The 19,841-nt window shown below is 70.5% G+C and carries 14 protein-coding genes and 1 tRNA gene; 10 read left to right on the forward strand and 5 right to left on the reverse strand.

The features are described from left to right. Window positions 1–889: 889 nt before the first annotated feature. From AB0915_RS17380 to AB0915_RS17390, 3 genes are all read right to left on the reverse strand, one after another. Complete coding sequence (locus AB0915_RS17380) at window positions 890–1,855, reverse strand: DUF5926 family protein (RefSeq protein WP_366691902.1); 966 nt, start codon at window positions 1,853–1,855, stop codon at window positions 890–892. Between the two features lie 222 nt (window positions 1,856–2,077). Further along, the gene (locus AB0915_RS17385; protein WP_366691942.1) at window positions 2,078–2,698 is read right to left on the reverse strand and encodes an ATP-binding protein; all 621 of its coding nucleotides are present in this window, start codon (window positions 2,696–2,698) and stop codon (window positions 2,078–2,080) included. Between the two features lie 32 nt (window positions 2,699–2,730). Beyond that, window positions 2,731–3,558 carry a glycerophosphodiester phosphodiesterase gene (locus AB0915_RS17390; RefSeq protein ID WP_366691903.1) on the reverse strand — a complete coding sequence of 276 codons (828 nt, stop codon included), beginning with the start codon at window positions 3,556–3,558 and terminating at the stop codon, window positions 2,731–2,733. Between the two features lie 197 nt (window positions 3,559–3,755). On the opposite strand from AB0915_RS17390, the gene AB0915_RS17395 reads away from it, so the two are divergent. Then, entirely contained in the window at window positions 3,756–5,225 is a 1,470-nt protein-coding gene (locus tag AB0915_RS17395; protein WP_366691904.1) for a trypsin-like peptidase domain-containing protein, read from the forward strand. Window positions 5,226–5,791: 566 nt separating this feature from the next. Next, window positions 5,792–5,878, forward strand: a tRNA-Ser gene (locus AB0915_RS17400). 62 nt (window positions 5,879–5,940) lie between these two features. Here AB0915_RS17400 and AB0915_RS17405 read toward each other — a convergent pair. Next, on the reverse strand, window positions 5,941–6,840 hold the full coding sequence (locus tag AB0915_RS17405; protein ID WP_366691905.1) for a bifunctional DNA primase/polymerase: 900 nt from the start codon (window positions 6,838–6,840) through the stop codon (window positions 5,941–5,943). Window positions 6,841–7,211: 371 nt separating this feature from the next. Between AB0915_RS17405 and AB0915_RS17410 the strand changes: the two genes are divergently transcribed. From AB0915_RS17410 to AB0915_RS17445, 8 genes are all read left to right on the forward strand, one after another. Next, window positions 7,212–7,523, forward strand: coding sequence for a hypothetical protein (locus AB0915_RS17410; RefSeq protein ID WP_366691906.1), 312 nt, complete (start codon window positions 7,212–7,214; stop codon window positions 7,521–7,523). A 212-nt stretch (window positions 7,524–7,735) separates the two neighbouring features. Beyond that, complete coding sequence (locus AB0915_RS17415; protein WP_366691907.1) at window positions 7,736–9,007, forward strand: acyl-CoA dehydrogenase family protein; 1,272 nt, start codon at window positions 7,736–7,738, stop codon at window positions 9,005–9,007. Beyond that, a complete protein-coding gene (locus AB0915_RS17420) occupies window positions 9,004–9,957 on the forward strand; it encodes an OB-fold domain-containing protein (protein WP_366691908.1) in 954 nt (317 codons plus the stop codon). The genes AB0915_RS17415 and AB0915_RS17420 overlap by 4 nt, the downstream gene beginning before the upstream one ends. A gap of 1 nt (window position 9,958) precedes the next feature. Next, window positions 9,959–11,089: an acyl-CoA dehydrogenase family protein gene (locus AB0915_RS17425; RefSeq protein WP_366691909.1), complete on the forward strand. Its 1,131-nt coding sequence runs from the start codon at window positions 9,959–9,961 to the stop codon at window positions 11,087–11,089. After that, entirely contained in the window at window positions 11,086–11,481 is a 396-nt protein-coding gene (locus tag AB0915_RS17430) for a MaoC family dehydratase (protein ID WP_366691910.1), read from the forward strand. The genes AB0915_RS17425 and AB0915_RS17430 overlap by 4 nt, the downstream gene beginning before the upstream one ends. Then, complete coding sequence (locus tag AB0915_RS17435) at window positions 11,478–12,644, forward strand: lipid-transfer protein (protein WP_366691911.1); 1,167 nt, start codon at window positions 11,478–11,480, stop codon at window positions 12,642–12,644. The genes AB0915_RS17430 and AB0915_RS17435 overlap by 4 nt, the downstream gene beginning before the upstream one ends. Window positions 12,645–12,811: 167 nt before the next feature. Continuing rightward, the gene (locus AB0915_RS17440; protein WP_366691912.1) at window positions 12,812–13,456 is read left to right on the forward strand and encodes a SigE family RNA polymerase sigma factor; all 645 of its coding nucleotides are present in this window, start codon (window positions 12,812–12,814) and stop codon (window positions 13,454–13,456) included. 391 nt (window positions 13,457–13,847) lie between these two features. After that, window positions 13,848–15,497: a long-chain fatty acid--CoA ligase gene (locus AB0915_RS17445; protein ID WP_366691913.1), complete on the forward strand. Its 1,650-nt coding sequence runs from the start codon at window positions 13,848–13,850 to the stop codon at window positions 15,495–15,497. A gap of 74 nt (window positions 15,498–15,571) precedes the next feature. Here the strand turns inward: AB0915_RS17445 and AB0915_RS17450 are convergent, their stop codons facing one another. Then, on the reverse strand, window positions 15,572–19,636 hold the full coding sequence (locus AB0915_RS17450; protein WP_366691914.1) for a PAS domain-containing protein: 4,065 nt from the start codon (window positions 19,634–19,636) through the stop codon (window positions 15,572–15,574). Window positions 19,637–19,841 lie beyond the last annotated feature (205 nt).

Raw genomic sequence — 19,841 nt, forward strand, 5'->3', positions numbered from 1 at the left:
AGCGACACGCGATGACCCTGACCGCGAACAGCGGGGACAAACGGGGCGAAGTGATCACCCTATGCGGCAACGATCACCTCTGAAGGATCGAGGCTGATGTCGACGGGCTTTCTGATGCACCTTCCGGAAAAGGTTTGGAGGGCATGAGAGGCACTGTCGCAAAAGGATCTTCGGACGGGAGTTTCGGTATGGGGCTTCTGTCGGATACCGACCGCTCTCGTGAGGTCGGTTAGGCCAGGGTGGTCCCCGGAATCGGCGTCGCCACCGGCCCCGGCACTGCCGGTTCCGCTCCGCGGACCGTTGCCCGCTGCGGCCCCGAGCTGATGTCCCCCGAGGGGGTCGAGGCGCGGACCTGCGACATAACCGAAGGAGGGGCATCTGGGCGCGCAGCTCCTGCCGCAATACGACGGGTGGCGAACTCCGGTCCGTACTCACCCTGATGGGGCCCGGCGGCTGGACCGTCGAAGTGCGCTGCACAGTGGACGCTCAGGATGAGCCGGGGGTCTGTGAAACGCCTCGCCACTCGTCGCACGGAGGCCCCGACGCGTACACGGCAGTGGCTGAGTACGCGGGTGAGGGGGCGGCCGAGGAGACGCCGCTTCTGCTGAGGGCCGGTTCCAATCCGGCGTCCCCTGTGGCGGGTTGACGCCGGTCCGCAGGTGCTGTGCGTCGCCCGCCCCGTGGACCGCGTCGCGCGCCGAGTCCGGGCATGAGAATGCCCGGTCGCTGGCGACGGGGGATGCACCAGCGACCGGGCTTCTAGAACGGTAACAAGAGATCTGCCGTTCGCAAATTCGATCTCACGTATTCGCACAGCGATTTACCTGCGGGTATGACAGATGTGACGCGAGTCACCTGGCGGCCCGCAGGAGTCGTCACGTCCGCACGGTCAGCTGAGCGTCACCTGGCGGTTGGTGAGCCCGCCACGGGCCCGGCGCTCCTCGGCGGTGAGCGGGGCGTCCGAGGCGAGTGCCGTCGTCAGCCGCTCCACGAACTCGGCTGCGGGCTTCTCGCACTCCTTTGCCCCCATCGCGCTCGGCAGGTCCCAGACCGGAACCATCAGCCCGTGCGCGCGGAAGGAGCCGACCAGCCGGGTCCCTTCGCCGAGCGAGGAGGTGCCGGCGGCGTGCAGCCGGGCGAGCGCGTCGAGCAGCTGCTCCTCCGGGTGCGGCATGACCCAGCGCAGGTGGTTCTTTTCCGGGGTTTCGCACCAGTACGCGGCGTCCACCCCGGAGAGCAGGACGGTCGGGATCGCCGCTTCGTTCGCGCGTTCCAGGGACGCGGACACCTCGGGCGTGGCGTTCTCCGCGTCCGGGACCCAGAACTCGAAACCGGAGTGGACGACCGGCTCGAATACCGCTTCCGGGTCGAGCAGGTCCTGCAGGCGCGGACCGTCGGCCGGCACGCGGCGGGCGGCGACGGGCGAGCCGGGCTCGGCGGTCAGTGCACGCTGCAGGGTGTCCGCGAGGTCTCGGCTGAGGTCGCCGGAGGGGGTGTCGTTCTGCAGGGCGACGAGGACGGAACCGTCGTCGCGGCGCAGTGCCGGCCAGGCCATCGGCAGCACGGTCGCGAGCGTCACGGACGGCACACCCTCGGGCAGCCCGCCCTTGAGTGTCAGTTCGACGGTGGCGGCGGGCACCAGCTCGCGCAGGGCGACCCAGTCGCACTCGCCCGCCAGGCCCTCGAAGGGGCGGTGGACCAGCTCGGTCACGGCCTGGGCGGCGGCGCGGCCGTGACACGCCTTGTAGCGGCGGCCCGAACCGCACGGGCAGGGCTCACGAGCCCCGACCACCGGGATCTCTCCGTCCTTGAGTTGCTGCTTCCCGGCCTTGGTCTGAGGGCGCTTCTTGGCCATGGTGGGCTTTCTCCCGATTGCGACAGTGCGGTCTGGGCCGCGAGCCTAGCGGCCCGTGTCGGGTACGGGGCACAGACGCCCGGGCGCCTGCGTGTACATACGCCGGAAGGTCGGCCGGGACACCGGTCGGCACGTGGTCCGCCTGCCGGTCCGTACGGGCCTCTGTCCGCCGGGTGGCGCCTCTGCCGTGCGTCCGGACGGCATGCAACGGGTGCGTCGGCGTCAGCCCGCGTCGTCGAAGGCGTCGGCGAAGTCCAGCCCGTCGAGCCCCGGCACGTGTCCGTTCCTGGCCCCATGACCCTCGCTGACCACCACCCAGACGGTGACCTCACCGGACGAGCCGTCGCGTACGCCCCACTCCTCGGCGAGGGCGCTGATGATGTTGAGTCCGCGTCCGCCGCGCGCCGTCACCGAAGGAGTGGCCGGAATCGGTCTGGTGGGACCGCCTCCGTCGGTCACTTCGACGGTCAGTCCGCCTGTTCTGTCGACGCGCCATGCGGCGCGGACGTCACCGTCACCCACATCCGTGTGTCGCCCCAGCGGCCTGCCGTGTCGACAGGCATTGCTGAGAAGTTCGGAAAGGATCAATACAGCATCGTCGACGACCGAATCCGACACCCCGTAGCTGCGCAATTGCTCGCGCATCCGGTGCCGCGCCTGGCCCACGCCCGCAGGGCCATGGGGTACGGCCATGCTCGACGACGTGGGCACTTCCTGTGCCACCACCAACGCCACCCCCGAGACCTCCTTTGCCCCACGCCACGGAGTGAATGCCCTCCTGGACTGGGCCGGAAACCGGCCATTGGCCTGCCAGTGACGCACTCGTAACGATCGAATACGGATCGAATGCGCCGGTGTACTCCCTGTAACTGATGTTAAAGATGACCCAGTTGCGACAGGACCTGCTTTGGGCGATTCGTGATGATTGCCTCGACGCCCAGGCGGGTGCAGAGCTCGACGTCCTCCGGTTCATTGACCGTCCAGACGTGCACGCGGTGGCCCGCGCGGTGCAGGCGCTCGATGTAGCCGGGGTTACTGCGTACGATCCGCAGGCCCGGACCGGCGATCCGGGCGCCGGCGGGCAGCCGGCCGTCGCGCAGCCGCGGCGAGACGAACTGCATCAGATAGACGGTGGGCAGGGTGGGTGAGGCGGCCTGGATGCGGTGCAGGGAGCGCGCCGAGAAACTCATGATCCGTACCGGTGAGGGGCCGTCCGCCGGTGGCGTGTCGAGCCCGTACCGCTTCAGGAGGTGCAGCAGCCGTTCTTCCACCTGTCCGGCCCAGCGCGTGGGGTGCTTGGTCTCGATCGCCAGTTGCAGGGGGCGCCCGGCGGCGCGCGTCTCGACGACCAGTTCGAGCAGCCGCTCCAGAGTGAGTACGGAGGTGAGCTCGCCCGGCACCGGGTCCCAGTCCGGAGACTCCTCGCGGTCCTTCCAGGAGCCGAAGTCGAGTGTGGCGAGTGCGGAGAGCTCCAGGGCGGAGACGGCACCCCGCCCGTTGGACGTGCGGTTCACCCGGCGGTCGTGGACGCAGACGAGGTGGCCGTCGGCGGTGAGACGTACATCGCACTCCAGGGCGTCGGCGCCGTCCTCGATCGCCTTCCGGTATGCGGCCAGGGTGTGCTCGGGCGCGTCGTCGGACGCTCCGCGGTGTGCGATGACCTGAATGGGGTGGTGCGGGGTGTGCTGCCGTGCGTGGGTCACCACGTCATCGTGTCACCGTGGGGCGACGGGCGCGTGCACCTCGCGACGAGGGACCGTTTTGCCGGATATAAAGATTGGTGTGCGGATGCACAGGTCCTGCTTACAGTGGCCTGACAGGCCATGGGAAAAGCTGGATCCAGGCACGTGTACAGCGGATCTCTTGCCGAAACCGATGAGGAACCGAGGAGTAAAGAGCTGTGAGCACAGAGAACGAGGGCAACGAGGGCACCGCGGCTCAAGCCGCTCCGTCCGTTCCGTCCGCACCTCCCGTGCCGGCCGCTGCTCCTGAGGGCACGCCTGCGTCCCCGCCGGCGCCCGCGAGCCCGGAATCGTCGGAGGCAACGGCAACGGAGCAGTTCCAGCAGCCGGAGCAGCCGTCTCAGCAGCCCCAGCGTTCGAATGACTGGCCGCCGCCGCAGCCGCCGCAGTCCCAGCCTGCGGGTACCTGGCCGCCGCCCCCGGCCGCTGTTCCCGCGTACGCCCACGGTGCGGGTGGTGACGGTGGTCCCGTGTGGGGCGCCCCCGGCCAGTTGCAGACGCCCGGAGCCCCGCGCAAGCGGCGAGGTGGCGGCCTGGTGGCGGCGGTGGCGGTGGCGGCGCTCGTGGCGGGCGGTATCGGCGGCGCCCTCGGCTACTGGGCGGCCGACCGGAACGGCAACAACTCCTCCGATTCGACCACGGTCACGGCGTCCAACCCTCAGGTCCTCAAGCGCGATCCCGGTACGGTCGCGGGTGTCGCGGCCAAGGCGCTGCCGAGTGTGGTCACCATCAACGCGCAGAGCGGCGACGGCGAGGGCGGCACGGGCACCGGCTTCGTGTACGACAAGGAAGGCCACATCCTCACGAACAACCACGTGGTGGCCTCCGCGGCGAACAGCGGCCTACTCACGGCGACGTTCTCCAACGGCAAGAAGTACGACGCCGAGGTGGTCGGCCGCGCGCAGGGTTACGACGTCGCGGTGCTGAAGCTGAAGAACGCACCGTCGGGTCTCACGCCGCTCGCCCTCGGAAACTCGGACCAGGTTGCGGTCGGTGATTCGACGATCGCGATCGGTGCGCCATTCGGTCTGTCCAACACGGTCACGACGGGCATCATCAGCGCCAAGAACCGCCCGGTGGCCTCCGGCGACGGTTCCGGCGGCAGCAACTCGTACATGAGCGCACTGCAGACCGACGCCTCGATCAACCCGGGCAACTCCGGCGGTCCGCTGCTCGACGCGCGCGGTGCGGTCATCGGCATCAATTCGGCGATCCAGTCCACCGGCAGCAGCGCCCAGTCGCAGGCGGGGTCCATCGGCCTCGGCTTCGCGATCCCGATCAACCAGGCGAGGAATGTTGCCCAGCAGCTGATCAAGACCGGTCAGCCGGTCTACCCGGTGATCGGTGCCACGGTCACGATGGACGAGCAGACCGGCGGAGCCGTCATCTCGAACCAGGGCTCGGGCGGCACCCCGGCCGTCTCGCCGGACGGTCCGGCGGCCAGGGCCGGTCTCAAGGCGGGCGATGTCATCACGAAGTTCAACGACTCGGTGATCGACAGCGGCCCGACCCTGATCGGCGAGATCTGGACCCACAAGCCGGGTGACAAGGTGACGCTGACGTACAAGCGCGACGGCAAGGTGTCGACCGCCGAAGTCACCCTGGGACAGCGCAAGGGCGACAACTGACCGGACCGGCTGTCCGTGGTCAGGAAAGATGCAGGCGAGGGGGGTGCCGAGCGATTCGGCGCCCCCTGCCGGCCGCGCGTTTCATTCCGGCCGGCGCGTACCCATCTGGACCAAGGCAAGCTCGACCGGGCGTGCCACACCGCCACGCAAGCTCTGGGGCCCGCGTCGGTGTTGGCCTCGGAGTGAGTGCCGGGCCATCTCGGGGAGTTCTGCGATCAGTTGACCCCGCACAGGCGAACCGTAGCCCTGGCCTTCGAGGCGAGGCTACGGGAACTCCTTCCACCGGTCAGCGGATCGCTTCATCCATATGGTCTTACGGCACCGTTCAGTCGGGCAGCTTCATGCGCCTGCGGTGCAGCGCCTCGGCCCTCCGGCGCCCGGCAATGAGCCTCACCCGCTCCTCACCTCTGGCCGGACCCAGCCGAAGACCTTGACGTATGGGCAGGACTGCGCCCGGCGCGGTGAGGTTGCGTCATTCTCAATGGACCCCGTGTGGACCACGACGCCCGGGCACCGCGTGAGGCCGGTACGCTGTACCCGCTCCGACCCTGGTGGGTCGGGGCGATGGTGGGTTGCCCGAGCGGCCTAAGGGAACGGTCTTGAAAACCGTCGTGGCAGCGATGTCACCGTGGGTTCAAATCCCACACCCACCGCATCACCTGTGAAGGGGCGTCCGAGAGGGCGCCCCTTCTGTGTGCCTGCCCGGCACGTCGGGTCAAGGCGGCCGGTCGGGGCTGCCCTCCGGGCCGGCGGGGCGGCCGGAGGTGAGGCGGGCGGCCGAGGCGATGGTGGCGCGGGCTTCGTGTTCGGTGAGGCCGGTGCGGATGGCGGCCCTGGTGAGGGCATTCGCGAGGGCGTCGCCGAAGCCGTGTTCGTACGCACGGCAAGCTGCCCAGAACAGGCGGGTGTTGCGCTGTCCTTCGTGTGCCGCGAGGACGAACTGGACCAGGCCCCGGCCGTGGTGAGGGCGGGGTGAGGGGTGGTGAGGGCGTGCGGGGGGTGTGAGCAGCCGCAGGAGCGCGCGAGGGCAAGGGGCCGGGGAGAGATCGGCGGCGCCAGGGGCGAGTCGGTAGGTGCCGCCGGTGGTGACCGAGCCGGGGCCGACCAGGTAGCCGCCGGCGCCGCGGATGTCGATGCCGGGGGCGAGGCGGCTGGCGGAGTTCGGTATGGGCACCCCGGGCGGACCGGTGAGCCAGATGTGGCGCCCGCCGCTCGGTGTGATGACCGTGACGGTCGGCGGGATGCTGAACCGATGGTGCAGAGCCAGCTGCTGGAGGGCCGCCGCGGAGTCGTTGCGGCCAGAGGCATCGATGTCGAGGTCGATGCCGATGAGGTGGTGCGGGGCGCGTCCGCAGGCGATGCCGTAGCCGGTGGCCCACGGAGCGGCGGCGAACAGGGCTCGTACGGCGGCGGGGTTCGTGGTGGCGTCATGGACCCCGTGTCCGGGAAGGCCGCAGGCGCCCCGGCAGCTGACCGGGCGGTCGTCGCCGCGGTGGGGGGAACGCAGGGCGGGGAGCTTGGTGGCGGACAGCGGGATGACGGGGAGCCCGTGCTCGGCGGCGGAGAGCGCGTGGGCGAGGGCCAGGGTGGCAGTCTGCCGGTCGGTGATGGCCATACTCGATTTTCGTACAGTTGTTCGAGAAAAGGAAGAGGGTGGGGGTGGGATCGACGTGTCGATGGGTGGGCCTGGGTACATCTGGGGGTCGATGGGGACGATTGTCAGGAAATGTTTTGAAATGCTTCTCCTTCGGGGGTGCGCGGGATCGCGTGGGGCGGATCCATGCGTGCGGCTAATGAACCGGAGCTTTTGAGGGCGCGCGGGAGGTTTATCAGGTGTTCCTCATGCTTGCGGGGGAATCGTGGATCATGGGTGGTTCATGGAGGATTCGGTGGGCAATTTTGGTCTCGCGACGTCGTGACCCACACCGGGGCGGTCGGCCAACCGCCTTGGGAAAAGCTGCACTTCCGGATCCTGGAGGAATTGACATGGCAAGCATCCGTACCGCTCGCGCCCTCGCCGCTGTTTCCGCACTGCCCCTCGCCGCCGCACTCTTCAGCGGCGTGGCCCAGGCCGACAACGGCTCGTTCGCGAACGGTGGATCGAACGCGGGTGTTGCGACGATCAGCGGCAGCGGAGTCGGTGGGGACAACGTCGGTAATTCGTCCACATCGCAGCAGCAGGCCACCGGCTCCGGGGCGTCGAACCGGAGCAACTCGGCGCAGGTGAACGGCTCGGCCTTCACCATGATCGACCAGTCCAATAGGAGTATCACGGTGAACTTCACCAATCTCTGGTGAGCCGGGGGCCGCCGCGGGCCGGTCGGTGGGCCGGGGCGCGACGGGGTGAACAGCGGCCTGCGCAAGGACACTTCGGTCTCCTTGCGCAGGCTGTTCGCGTTCCGGAGGGTGCGGGCGGGAGTGTTCGGGCGCCGTCGGCCTTGACAGCGATCAGCGATCTGACGGACAGTCAGAAATACTGATCCGTACGCCGCGTTCAGGAGGCCGCCGCCGTGCACCTCGCCCCGACGGAACGTCAGCAGCAGCTGCGCGCCGAACTCCGCACGTATTTCCGCGATGTGATCTCCAGGACGGATCCGACCGCTCGAGCCGACGCGGCCCCCGGGACGGACGGAACTCCTGGGGCGGCAGGGAAGCCCAGGCCCCGGACGGCGCCAGAGGACCCGGTCGAGCAGCGTCGGCTGTTGCGGCGTATTGGTGCCGACGGGATGCTCGGGCTCGGCTGGCCCGTCGAGTACGGAGGGCAGGGCCGCGGACCCGACGAGCAGTTCGTCTTCTTCGACGAGGCGTACCGGGCGGGCGCACCCGTGTCCATGGTCACGCTCAACACCGTCGGCCCGACGCTGATGAGGTACGGGACCGAGGCGCAGAAAGAGTATTTCCTCCCGCGGATCCTGAGCGGGGACCTCGTTTTCGCGATCGGCTACAGCGAACCCGGGGCCGGCACGGACCTGGCCGCGCTGCGGACCAGGGCGGTGCGGGACGGAGGGGGCGCCTCCCGCTCGAGCGAAGCCGGGAGTGGGGGCGACTGGGTGATCGACGGGCAGAAGATCTTTACCAGCAATGCGCAGAACGCGGACTGGATCTGGCTCGCCTGCCGTACAGATCCGGAGGCGCCCAAACACAAAGGCATCTCGATCATCCTGGTTCCGACGGACGCGCCGGGCTTTTCCTGGACCCCGATCGAGACCGTGGGCGGACTGACCACGACGGCCACCTATTACGACGGGATCCGGGTGCCCGCCACGAACCTGGTCGGCGAGGAGAACGGCGGCTGGGGACTGATCACCAACCAGCTGAACCACGAGCGGGTGGCGCTCGCAGCGATCGGGATGCAGGCCGAGGACTTCTACGAGGCGGCGCTCGCCTTTGCCCGTACCCCCGATCCGGCGACGCGGCGGCGTCCGGTTGACGAGCCGTGGGTGCGGTCCCGGCTGGCCGAGGCGTATGCCCGGCTGGCGGCAACCCGCCTGCTCAACTGGCGTCTGGTGGGGGACGTCGGGGCGGGCTCGGTGGCCCCCGGGGACGCGAGCGGCGTGAAATTCGTGGGAACCGAATCGGCCGTCGAGGTGTATCGAATGTGCCAGGAAATCACCGGCGAGGCCGGGATGGTCAGGGGCGGATCGCCCGGCTCCTTCGGGGACGGGGAGCTGGAGCGGATGAACAGGGCGGCGCAGATCAACACCTTCGGGGGCGGGGTGAGCGAGGTGCAGCGGGAGATCGTCGCGACGATGCGGCTCGGCATGAAGAGGGGGAAGCGGTGACGGACGCAGGGGACCAGTTGTACGGGAGGCTGAAGGCGTACGAAGGGCACGCGGCCGCCACGGCCGGCGTCGGCAAGGACCTGGTCAACGAGGCGATGATCAGGCACTGGTGCGAGGCGATGGGGGACGGGAATCCCGCATACGTGGGGCCGGGGGCGATCGCGCCGCCGACGATGCTGCAGACGTGGACGATGGGTGGCCTGTCGGGGCACACCGACCGGTCCGGGGCGTACGACGAGCTGTTCGGCCTGCTCGACGGTGCCGGGTACACCTCGGTGGTCGCGACCGACTGCGAGCAGGAGTACCTGCGGCCGCTGCGGCCCGGAGACCGGATCACTTTCGATGCGGTGATCGAGTCGGTGTCGGAACGGAAGACGACGAAGCTGGGGACGGGCTATTTCATCACGACGCGGATGGACGTCCGAGCGGCCGGTGAACCGGCCGGGACACATCGCTTCCGGATCCTGAAGTACACGCCGGCAGGGGGGAAAGGGGGACAGCGGGGTGGAGGAAGCGGGTTGAGGCAGAGCAGCCGGAGCCTGCGGCCGAGACCGGTGATCAACCGGGACAACGCCGGTTTCTGGCAGGGCGTCGCCGAGCACAGGCTGCTCATCCAGCGGTGCCGGGAGTGCGAGACCCTGCGTTTTCCCTGGCTCCCCGGGTGCAATGAGTGCGGCTGCCAGGAGTGGGAGACGGTCGAGGCGAGCGGCGAGGGCACGGTCTTCAGTCACGTCGTGATGCATCACCCGCCCTTCCCTGCCTTCAGCTCCTCCGGCGACGCCGGGCCGTACGCGGTGGCGCTGATCGAGCTGGCGGAGGGCGTGCGGATGGTCAGCAATGTGGTCGGCGTGCCCTACGACAAGGTGCGGACGGGAATGTCAGTGAGGCTGGAATTCCTGCGTACGGACCCCGAGTTGGAGCTGCCGGTCTTCCGGGGGAGCGAGGGCTGACATGGACTTCACGCCCACGGAGGAGCAGGGCGCGGCACAGGGGCTCGCCGCGCAGATCTTCGGTGACCTGGCTACGCACGAGCGACTGGCGGCCGCAGGGTCGGGGACGGATGCCGAGCTGTGGAAGGAGCTGTGCGCAGCCGGGCTCACAGCCGCCGTCGAGGAGATCGGGCTGCTGGGCCTGGTGCTGCTGTTGGAGGAACAGGGCAGGACGACAGCGCAGGTGCCGTTCGCCGCGAGCTGTGTGTACGGGCTGCTCGCCGTCGCCGACCACGGTACGGACGAACAGCGGGAGCGACTGCTGCCACCCCTGCGGGACGGCACGGCCGTGGCCACCGGAGCGTTTCCGGCACGCTCCGGTCTGCGGACCGACGGGGAAGGGCGGCTGAGCGGCGTCGTGCCCTATGTGCCCTGGCTGCGGGACGCCACCCTGGTGCTCGTGGCGGATGCGGACCGGGTGCTGTGGGTCGTGCGGACTGCCGATCCGGGCGTGGTGGTCGTGCCGGTGGAGACGACGGCGCCGTGGTCGGCGGCGCGGCTCCTCCTGGACCGGGCTCCCGGCGAACGGCTCGGCGGTCCGGGGCCGGAGCTGAGCCCCGAGCCGAGCCCGGAACCAGAAGCAGAAGGGGGAACGGGGCGGGAGCCGGACGCGGAGACAGGAGAGGCAGCGGCAGCCGGGATGTACGGGGCAGTGCTGGCCGCGAGCCGGACGGCGTTCGCGGGATTGCAGGCCGGGGTGTGCGCCGGGTCGCTGGCCCGAGCGGTCGCCCACACCACCACCCGGGAGCAGTTCGGGCGCCCGCTCTCCACCAACCAGGGGGTGCTGCTGCGCGCAGCCGACGCGCACATGGACACCGAGGCGATACGGGTCACGGCGTACGAGGCGGCATGGCGTCACGACCAGGGTCTGGCCTACGGCGCCCAGGCGCTCACTGCGGCCTGGTGGGCCTCGGAGGCCGGCAAGAGAGTCGTACATGCCGGACAGCATCTGCACGGCGGTACGGGCGCCGACCTCGACCACCCCGTCCACCGTCACTTCCTCTGGGGCCGTCAGCTCGACTCCTACCTGGGATGCGGCAGTGAAGTGCTCGAGGAACTGGGTGAGGTGCTGGTGAAGGAGGGATCGCAATGAAGGTCGGCGAGGAGCTGGCGCCGCTGGAGATCTTGGTGACCCGCACCCTCATAGTCGCGGGCGCCGTCGCCTCCCGCGACTATCAGGACGTGCACCACGACGCGGAGCTCGCGCAGCAGAAGGGTTCCCCGGACATCTTCATGAACATCCTGACGACCAATGGCCTGGTGGGGCGGTACGTCACCGACCACTTCGGGCCGTCTGCGGTGCTCCGTAAGGTCGCCATCAGGCTGGGGGCACCCAACTACCCCGGGGACACCATGGTGTTGAGCGGCGCCATCACGGCCCTGGATGACGCCGGAACGGCCGAGGTGACGGTCGTCGGCGCCAACGGGCTCGGCAGGCATGTCACCGGCACGGTGACCGTCAGCGTTCCGGAGGGATCGGCATGAGCGTGCGCAGGGCCGATTCGCTCGGCGGCCGGGCAGCGATCGTCGGGATCGGGGCGACCGAGTTCTCCAAGGATTCCGGGCGCAGTGAACTCAAGCTGGCCGTCGAGGCGGTGCGAACCGCCCTCGACGACGCGGGGCTGACCCCCGCCGATGTCGACGGTCTGGTCACTTTCACCATGGACACCAGCCCCGAGATCACGGTGGCCCAGGCGGCCGGCATCGGAGAGCTGTCGTTCTTCTCCCGCATCCACTACGGCGGCGGGGCGGCCTGCGCGACCGTGCAGCAGGCGGTGCTCGCTGTGGCGAGCGGGGTGGCCGATGTTGTGGTCTGCTACCGCGCCTTCAACGAACGCTCGGGGCGGCGTTTCGGATCCGGGGTGCAGCACCGGGAACCCTCCGCCGAGGGGACGGCGCTCGGCTGGAACCTCCCCTTCGGGCTCCTCACCCCCGCCTCCTGGGTGGCCATGGCAGCCCAACGTTATCTGCACACCTTCAACCTGACCCCGGAGGCCTTCGGCCATGTCGCGGTCACCGACCGGCGCCATGCGGCGCGCAACCCGGCGGCGTACTTCTACGAGAAGCCGATCACCCTCGCCGACCACGCCGCGTCGCGCTGGATCGTCGAACCTCTGCGGCTGCTCGACTGCTGCCAGGAGACCGACGGCGGACAGGCGATCGTCGTGACCAGCGCCGAGCGGGCCAGGGACCTTCCGCGTCCGCCTGCGGTGATCGTCGCCGCCGCACAGGGCGCAGGGCGGGCGCAGGAGCAGATGACCAGCTTCTACCGTGACGGGCTGACCGGGCTGCCGGAGATGGACGTCGTCGCCAGGCAGCTCTGGCGTACCTCCGGACTCACCCCGTCCGACATTGATGTGGGCATTCTCTACGACCACTTCACCCCGTTCGTGCTGATGCAACTGGAGGAGTTCGGCTTCTGCGGGCCGGGCGAGGCCGCCGACTTCGTGGCGGACGGCGCGCTGCCCCTGAACACGCATGGAGGTCAGCTGGGGGAGGCATATCTGCACGGGATGAACGGCATCGCGGAGGCGGTCCGGCAGATCCGGGGCACGTCGGTGAACCAGATATCCGGGGCGGCCAGAACCCTGGTCACAGCGGGCACAGGGGTGCCTACCTCCGGACTGATTCTGGGCACCGACGACTGACCGTGGCGCAGGAGCAGGCCCGTTGTCTCAGGGGCGACCCTGAGTCCTGATGACGAGCTCTACTCCTCCAGGAGGTGGGGCCGGCCCTACCCCTACAACCTGAGGCGGACGCGGCTTCGGGACCTGGGGCCGATCCCCCGGGTAGCACCCGCTCCTAGCGTGGACCTATGACCACGCCAGTCTGCACGGGCGCCTCCAGGGGAGCCACTGCCGCCACCGGACACGCGCCGCTCACCTCGCCGGCGTCGCACACGCAGCATGCGTCGCATGGTTCACCGGGATCGTACGGTTCGTATGCAGGGCGGGCGCCCTACGTTCCCTACCCGTCGTTCTCGTCGTTCGTGCGGGCGCGGGGGCCCGTGCTGCTGCGTACCGCGCGCTCGCTGACCGCGAACCCGAGCGATGCCGAGGATCTGCTGCAGACCGCGCTCACCAAGACGTACGTCGCGTGGGAACGGATCGAGGATCACCGGGCGCTCGACGGCTATGTCCGCCGGGCCCTGGTGAACACCCGCACCTCGCAGTGGCGCAAGCGGAAGGTGGACGAATTCGCCTGCGACGAGCTGCCCGAGCAGGAGACGGCTCCTGCGCCCGATCCGGCCGAGCAGCAGTCGTTGCGCGATGCGATGTGGCGAGCCGTGCTGAGGCTCCCGGACCGGCAGCGGGCGATGGTCGTCCTGCGCTATTACGAGGATCTCAGCGAGGCGCAGACGGCCGAGGTGCTCGGGGTGTCCATCGGTACGGTCAAGAGCGCGGTGTCCCGGGCGCTCGGCAAGCTGCGTGAAGACCCGGAGCTGACCCCCGTCCGCTGACCCCGCGAGCCCGTCCGTCTGCGATCCGGCTCAAGCCCGCGAGGCCGCCGGCCTGTGAGCCCCTGTGAGTACCTCTGAGCCCCGCACACGCCGGTGAGCCCGCGTGACCCGCACACGCCGGTGAGCCCGCCAGTCCGTGAGCACGTGAGTTCGTGACCCAGTTCGTCGGCGACCAGGCCCGCCGAAGTTGATGAGTGCATGGAAGACGTCCAGGTCATCGGCGGATTCCCGTCCTCAATCCCGGGATTCCGTGCCCCGGGCGCTGCGCCGATGCGTGCAGGAGAAGTCGACAGACGCCGATTCGTATGCCCGGGACTAGTGACATACCACTTGGTATGCGCGCAGAATCAGCGGAACCTTACTGCCGCGTAGCGCCCACCGGGAGGACGCCGTGCTGAGCACCATGCAGGACGTACCGCTGACTGTCACCCGCATCCTGGCGCATGGGATGACGATCCACGGGAAGTCGCAGGTCACGACCTGGACCGGCGAGCCCGAGCCGCAGCGGCGAAGCTTCGCCGAGGTGGGGCGCCGTGCCACGCAGCTCGCCCACGCCCTGCGCGACGAGCTCGGTGTCGTCGGCGACCAGAGAGTCGCGACCCTCATGTGGAACAACGCCGAGCATGTCGAGGCGTACCTGGCGATCCCCTCCATGGGCGCCGTGCTCCACACGCTCAACCTGCGGCTCCCCGCCGAGCAGCTGATCTGGATCGTCAAGCACGCCGACGACAAGGTCGTCCTCGTCAACGGCTCGCTGTTGCCGCTCCTCGCGCCGCTCCTCCCGCAGCTGACGTCGATCGAGCACGTCGTCGTCGCCGGGCCCGGTGACCGTTCCGTGCTCGACGGCGCCGCGCCGCGGGTGCACGACTACGAGGAGCTGATCGCCGGCCGCCCGTCCAGCTACGACTGGCCGGAGCTGGACGAACGTCAGGCCGCCGCCATGTGCTACACCTCCGGCACCACCGGCGACCCCAAGGGCGTCGTCTACTCGCACCGCTCCGTCTACCTGCACTCCATGCAGGTCAACATGTCGGAGTCGATGGGGCTGACCGACAAGGACACCACGCTGGTGGTTGTCCCCCAGTTCCACGTCAACGCGTGGGGCCTGCCGCACGCGACGTTCATGTCCGGCGTCAACATGCTGATGCCGGACCGGTTCCTGCAGCCCGCCCCGCTCGCGGACATGATCGAGCGCGAGAAGCCGAGCCACGCCGCCGCCGTTCCCACCATCTGGCAGGGTCTGCTCGCCGAGGTCACCGCCAACCCGCGCGATCTGACCTCGATGGCCCGCGTCACCATCGGCGGCGCCGCCTGTCCGCCCTCCCTCATGGAGGCGTACGACAAGCTGGGTGTCCGTCTCTGCCACGCCTGGGGCATGACCGAGACGTCGCCGCTCGGCACGATGGCCAACCCGCCCGCCGGGCTGACGGCGGAGCAGGAGTGGCCGTACCGCATCACCCAGGGACGCTTCCCGGCCGGAGTCGAGGCGCGACTGGTCGGCCCCGGCGGCGATCATCTGCCCTGGGACGGGGAGTCGGCCGGTGAGCTGGAGGTCCGCGGTCCCTGGATCGCCGGTGCGTACTACGGTGGCGCGGACGGCGAGGCGCTGCGCCCCGAGGACAAGTTCAGCGAGGACGGCTGGCTGAGGACCGGTGATGTCGGCGTCATCAGCGAGGACGGCTTCCTCACCCTCACCGACCGCGCCAAGGACGTCATCAAGTCCGGTGGCGAGTGGATTTCCAGCGTCGAGCTGGAAAATGCCCTGATGGCGCACCCGGATGTGGCCGAGGCCGCCGTCGTTGCGGTCCCGGACGAGAAGTGGGGCGAGCGTCCGCTGGCGACCGTCGTTCTCAAGGACGGCGCAGTCGCGGAATACGAGGCGCTGAAGGCGTTCCTCGCCGAGTCCGGCATAGCCAAGTGGCAGTTGCCGGAGCGCTGGTCGATGATTCCGGCGGTGCCGAAGACCAGTGTCGGGAAGTTCGATAAAAAGGTGATCCGCAAGCAGTACGCGGCGGGCGAGCTGGACATCACGCAGCTCTGAGCGGTGCGCTGACGGCGAGGGCGGTGCGGGAAGTCCCGTATCGCCCTCGCCCGTCGTCGGCGACGACACCTGCCTCAGTTCGTGCCGATCTTCGCCAGCAGGTCGACGATGCGGGACTGGACCTCTTCGCTCGTCGAGCGTTCCGCCAGGAAGAGCACGGTCTCGCCGGAGCTGAGCCTCGGCAGCTCCGCCCGGTTGATGTCGGCCGAGGTGTAGACGACCAGTGGGGTCCGGTTGAGCTGGCCGTTCGCGCGCAGCCAGTCGACGATCCCGGCTCGGCGGCGGCGTACCTGCAGCAGGTCCATCACCACCAGATTCGGCCGCATCCGGGTGGCGAGGGAGACCGCCTCGCTGTCGGTCGAGGCGCACGCGACCTGCATGCCGCGGCGTTCCAGCGTCGCCGTCAGAGCCACCGCGATTTCCTCGTGCTCCTCGATCAGCAGCACCCGCGGCGGGTGCTGCTCGCTGTCGCGAGGGGCGAGCGCCTTGAGGAGCACCGCGGGGTCGGCACCGTACGCCGCTTCCCGCGACGCCTGTCCCAGACCGGCCGTCACCAGCACCGGAACTTCGGCCGCCACGGCCGCCTGGCGCAGCGACTGCAGCGCCGTACGCGTGATCGGCCCGGTCAGCGGGTCCACGAAGAGCGCGGCGGGGAACGCCGCGATCTGGGCGTCCACCTCCTCGCGGGAGTGCACGATCACCGGCCGGTAGCCGCGGTCGCTCAGCGCCTGCTGGGTGGAGACGTCGGGCGCGGGCCAGACGAGCAGTCGGCGCGGGTTGTCCAGCGGTTCCGGGGGGAGCTCGTCGTCGACCGGCTGCGGCGACGGACGGTTGGCGACCTCGACCGCGCCGCCCGGGCCGTCCAGCGGCTCAGGCCCCTCGGCGCCCTCGTCGGGTGCCCCTATGGCGTACGCACGCCCCTCGGCGGCCGGGGCGGAGAGGAGCTGCCCGGAGGCATTGGTGGTGGGCGCGGTGCCGGGCTGGGGGGCGGCGTTCGATGCGGTGCCCGGCTGCGGCAGGGCGGGGTCCGCGGCGGGCTCGTCCTCGGGCGGGGCGGCGAGCTTACGCCGACGCCCGGCGCCGCCGAGCGTCTGGTTTTGCTGGTGCGCGAGGTGCTCGGCGAACGGCACGCCCTGTCCGAGGGTCCGCACGCTGAACGCGCGCCCCTGCGTCGAGTCGGCGGAGGCGGGTGCAGCAGCAGACACCGGCGCCGACGCGGGCATCGGTGCCTCGGCGGGCAGCGGCTGTCGCCGGGGATCCGGCGCGGGCTCGGCCACGGGAGCAGGCTCGGGCGCGATGGCACCCGGACGGCTCTCCGCCGGGCCGGCAGGAGCAGTGGTGGCCGTGGCGCCGGTGGTGTGCCCCGTTCCAGGCCGGGTCAGGTCGTCGCCGGGGGCGTTCAGGGCGGCCAGGCCCTTTCCCGAGGTGCCGTTCTCCGGTTGACCGGAGGGCTGCTGGGGCTGCATGGGCTGCTGCGCGGGTTCGGGCTGTTCAGGCTGTTGCTGGGCCGCGTCCGGGGCGTGACGAGCTCGACGGCGCCCGGTCGGTGCGGGGTGTTCCTGCGGCGGCGTGTGGGGGTTGTCCTGGGGCGCGCCCGCGGCGTCATGGCGTCCGGGCAGTGAGGCGTCCGCCTCACGGGCCGTGGGCGGGATCCGGTCGGCATCGGCGGGCGGGAGGGCGAATGCGGTACGCGGCCCCACCGGTTCGGCCGCGGCGGCTCGGTCCTGCGCGGCCGCCAGCGCCCGGCGGGCCCGTCGCCCGGTCGGCTGCTGCTGCACCTGAGGCTGGTTCTGCTCGGTCTGCTGACCCTGTGGTGTCTGCGGTCGGCCGGTCCGGGACGCCGTCCGGTCCTGCGCCGGGGCAGATGCGAGGGCCGGGAGGGCCAGCTGGTTCTCGTTGCCCTGGCGCGCCCGTCCACCGCCCACGGGCACCGGCACGGGCGCCTCGGCGGGCACGCCCTGCGGCGGAACGGTCTGCCCACGCTGCGGACGGTTGCCCACGCCCTGAACGCCCTCGGCCGCCGTCACCACCGACCCCTCGGACGTCGCCACGGCCGCGGGCAGCGCCAACGCCTGCCCCGGCTGCTCCGCGGGCTGACCGGTGCCCGTCTCGGCCGGGCTGGGCCGTCCCCGCCTGCGACCGGATCCCCCGCCCTGCTGGGCCGGGATGAGCTCGTGGGGCGACTGCTGGGGCTGCTGCCCGCCGTGCTCGTCCTGCGCCGTCGCTTCACGACGCGCCCTGCGCCGCCCCGTCGGCTCCGCCGCAGCGGTGTCACCGGACTCGGCCCCCGAAGCGGCCGTCCCACCGCCCACCGGGCTCTCCAGGAAGGCGTCCGTCGAGGCGCGTCGCGCCCTGCGCCGTCCGCTGCCCGGCGTCCCCTGCTGCTGCCCGGTCTCCTCGGGTGCAGCCGGAACGGGAGGCGTCTGCGGCGGCAGTACGGTCCCCGCCCCCGCGCCCAGCGGCACTTCGAGGACGTACGCGCTGCCGCTCATCCCCGGCATCTCGTGCGTCTGCAGTACGCCGCCGTGCGCCCGTACGATCCCGCGCACGATCGGCTCGTGCACTGGGTCGCCCCCGGCGAACGGTCCGCGCACCTCGATCCGTACGACCTCACCGCGCTGAGCCGCCGCCACGACCACTGTCGAGTCGACGTAGCCGCCGCCCGGCGCCACCCGCGCCCTGCCGGTCGAGTCGACCCCGGCGACGTCCGCGACGAGGTGGGCGAGCGCCGTCACCAGCCGCCCCGCGTCCACCTCGGCCTCGATCGGCGGCGCGTGCACCGCGAACTGCGCGCGCCCCGGACCGATCAGTTCCACAGCGCCGTCGATACCGGCCGTCACGACCGAGTCGAGCAGCACCTTCTCCTTGACCAGCGCCTCCGCCCCGCCGTCGAGACGCTGGTAACCGAGCACGTTGTCGACGAGCGTCGTCATCCGGGCGTAGCCGGCGGCCAGGTGGTGCAGGATCTGGTTGGCCTCGGGCCACAGTTGGCCCGCCGGGTCGGCGGCGAGCGTCGAGAGCTCGCCGCGCAGCTCCTCCAGCGGCCCGCGCAGCGACTCGCCGAGGACGGCGGTCAGCTGTGCGTGCCGGGCGGTCAGTTGTGCGAGCCGCTCGGTCAGCTCCTCCGACTCGGCCGCGGACCGCTCGGTCCGGTCGGCCAGCTCGGCGGCATGCCGTTCGGTCAGCCCGGTGACCTCGGCGGTGTGCTGCTCGGTCAGCCCGGTGACCTCGGCGGTGTGCCGTTCGGTCAGCCGGGTGACCTCGGCGGTGTGCTGCTCGGTCAGCTCGGTCAGCCGTGCCGTGTGCTCGTTGGTGAGTTCCTCGTACGGCCGGCGGTCGGTGAACGTCATCACCGCACCGACCAGCTGGTCCCCGTCCCGGACGGGCGCGGTCGTCAGATCGACCGGCACCTGCGCGCCGCTCTTGGACCACAGCACCTGCCCGCGTACCCGGTGCTTGCGACCGGACTTGAGCGTGTCGGCGAGCGGTGACTCCTCGTACGGGAACGGCTCGCCCTCCGCACGCGAGTGCAGGATCAGCGGGTGCAGCTTCTGGCCGCCCAGGTCGCTGGCGCGGAAGCCGAGGATCTGCGCGGCGGCGGGGTTGACCAGGACGACCCGGCCGTCGGTGTCCGTGCCGACGACCCCCTCGGCCGCGGCCCGCAGGATCATCTCGGTCTGCCGCTGCGAACGGGCCAGCTCGGCCTCGGTGTCGACGGTGCCCGACAGATCCCGTACGACGAGCATCAGCAGCTCGTCGCCCGTGTAGCTGCCGTTGTAGCCGGCCTGGAAGTCGTTGTACGCGGCCTGCCCGTCCTCCAGGCTGGCGCTGGTCACCTCGACCGGGTACTCGTTGCCGTCGGTCCGCCGCGCGATCATCCGCGTCGGCTTCGTCCGGCCCCGCTCGTCCGCCGCCTCGGGCCTGCGCATCGATCCCGGGATCAGCTTGGAGTCGAACTCCGGAAGCAGGTCGAGAAGTCCGCGACCGACGAGCGCGGTGCCCGGCGTCTCGAACATTTCGAGGGCGATGGTGTTGGCGTTGACGACCGTGCCGTTGCAATTGACGAGCAGCAGCCCGTCAGGGAGAGCGTCGAGTATGGCTGCGAGGCGAGCAGCGCCTCGGGATGGCCTGCTGCTCACGACGACGCTTCCTCCCTGGTTACCGCACCTTGCCGGACAGCGGGCCCCATCTTGCCCCTCGGGCCGCAGGCTGTCACTGGAGGAGTCTAAAGGCAGGGGAGGGGCATCCGGCGGCGGATGCGCGGGGAGCCCTCACCAAGGTTCTGTGCATACCGCGTACGACCCCTGCCCCTGACGTGTCCCGTGACGGCCCCGGCCACCCCGG

Source organism: Streptomyces sp. NPDC048411, from assembly GCF_040704695.1.
In the GTDB taxonomy this organism is placed as follows: Bacteria; Actinomycetota; Actinomycetes; order Streptomycetales; family Streptomycetaceae; genus Streptomyces.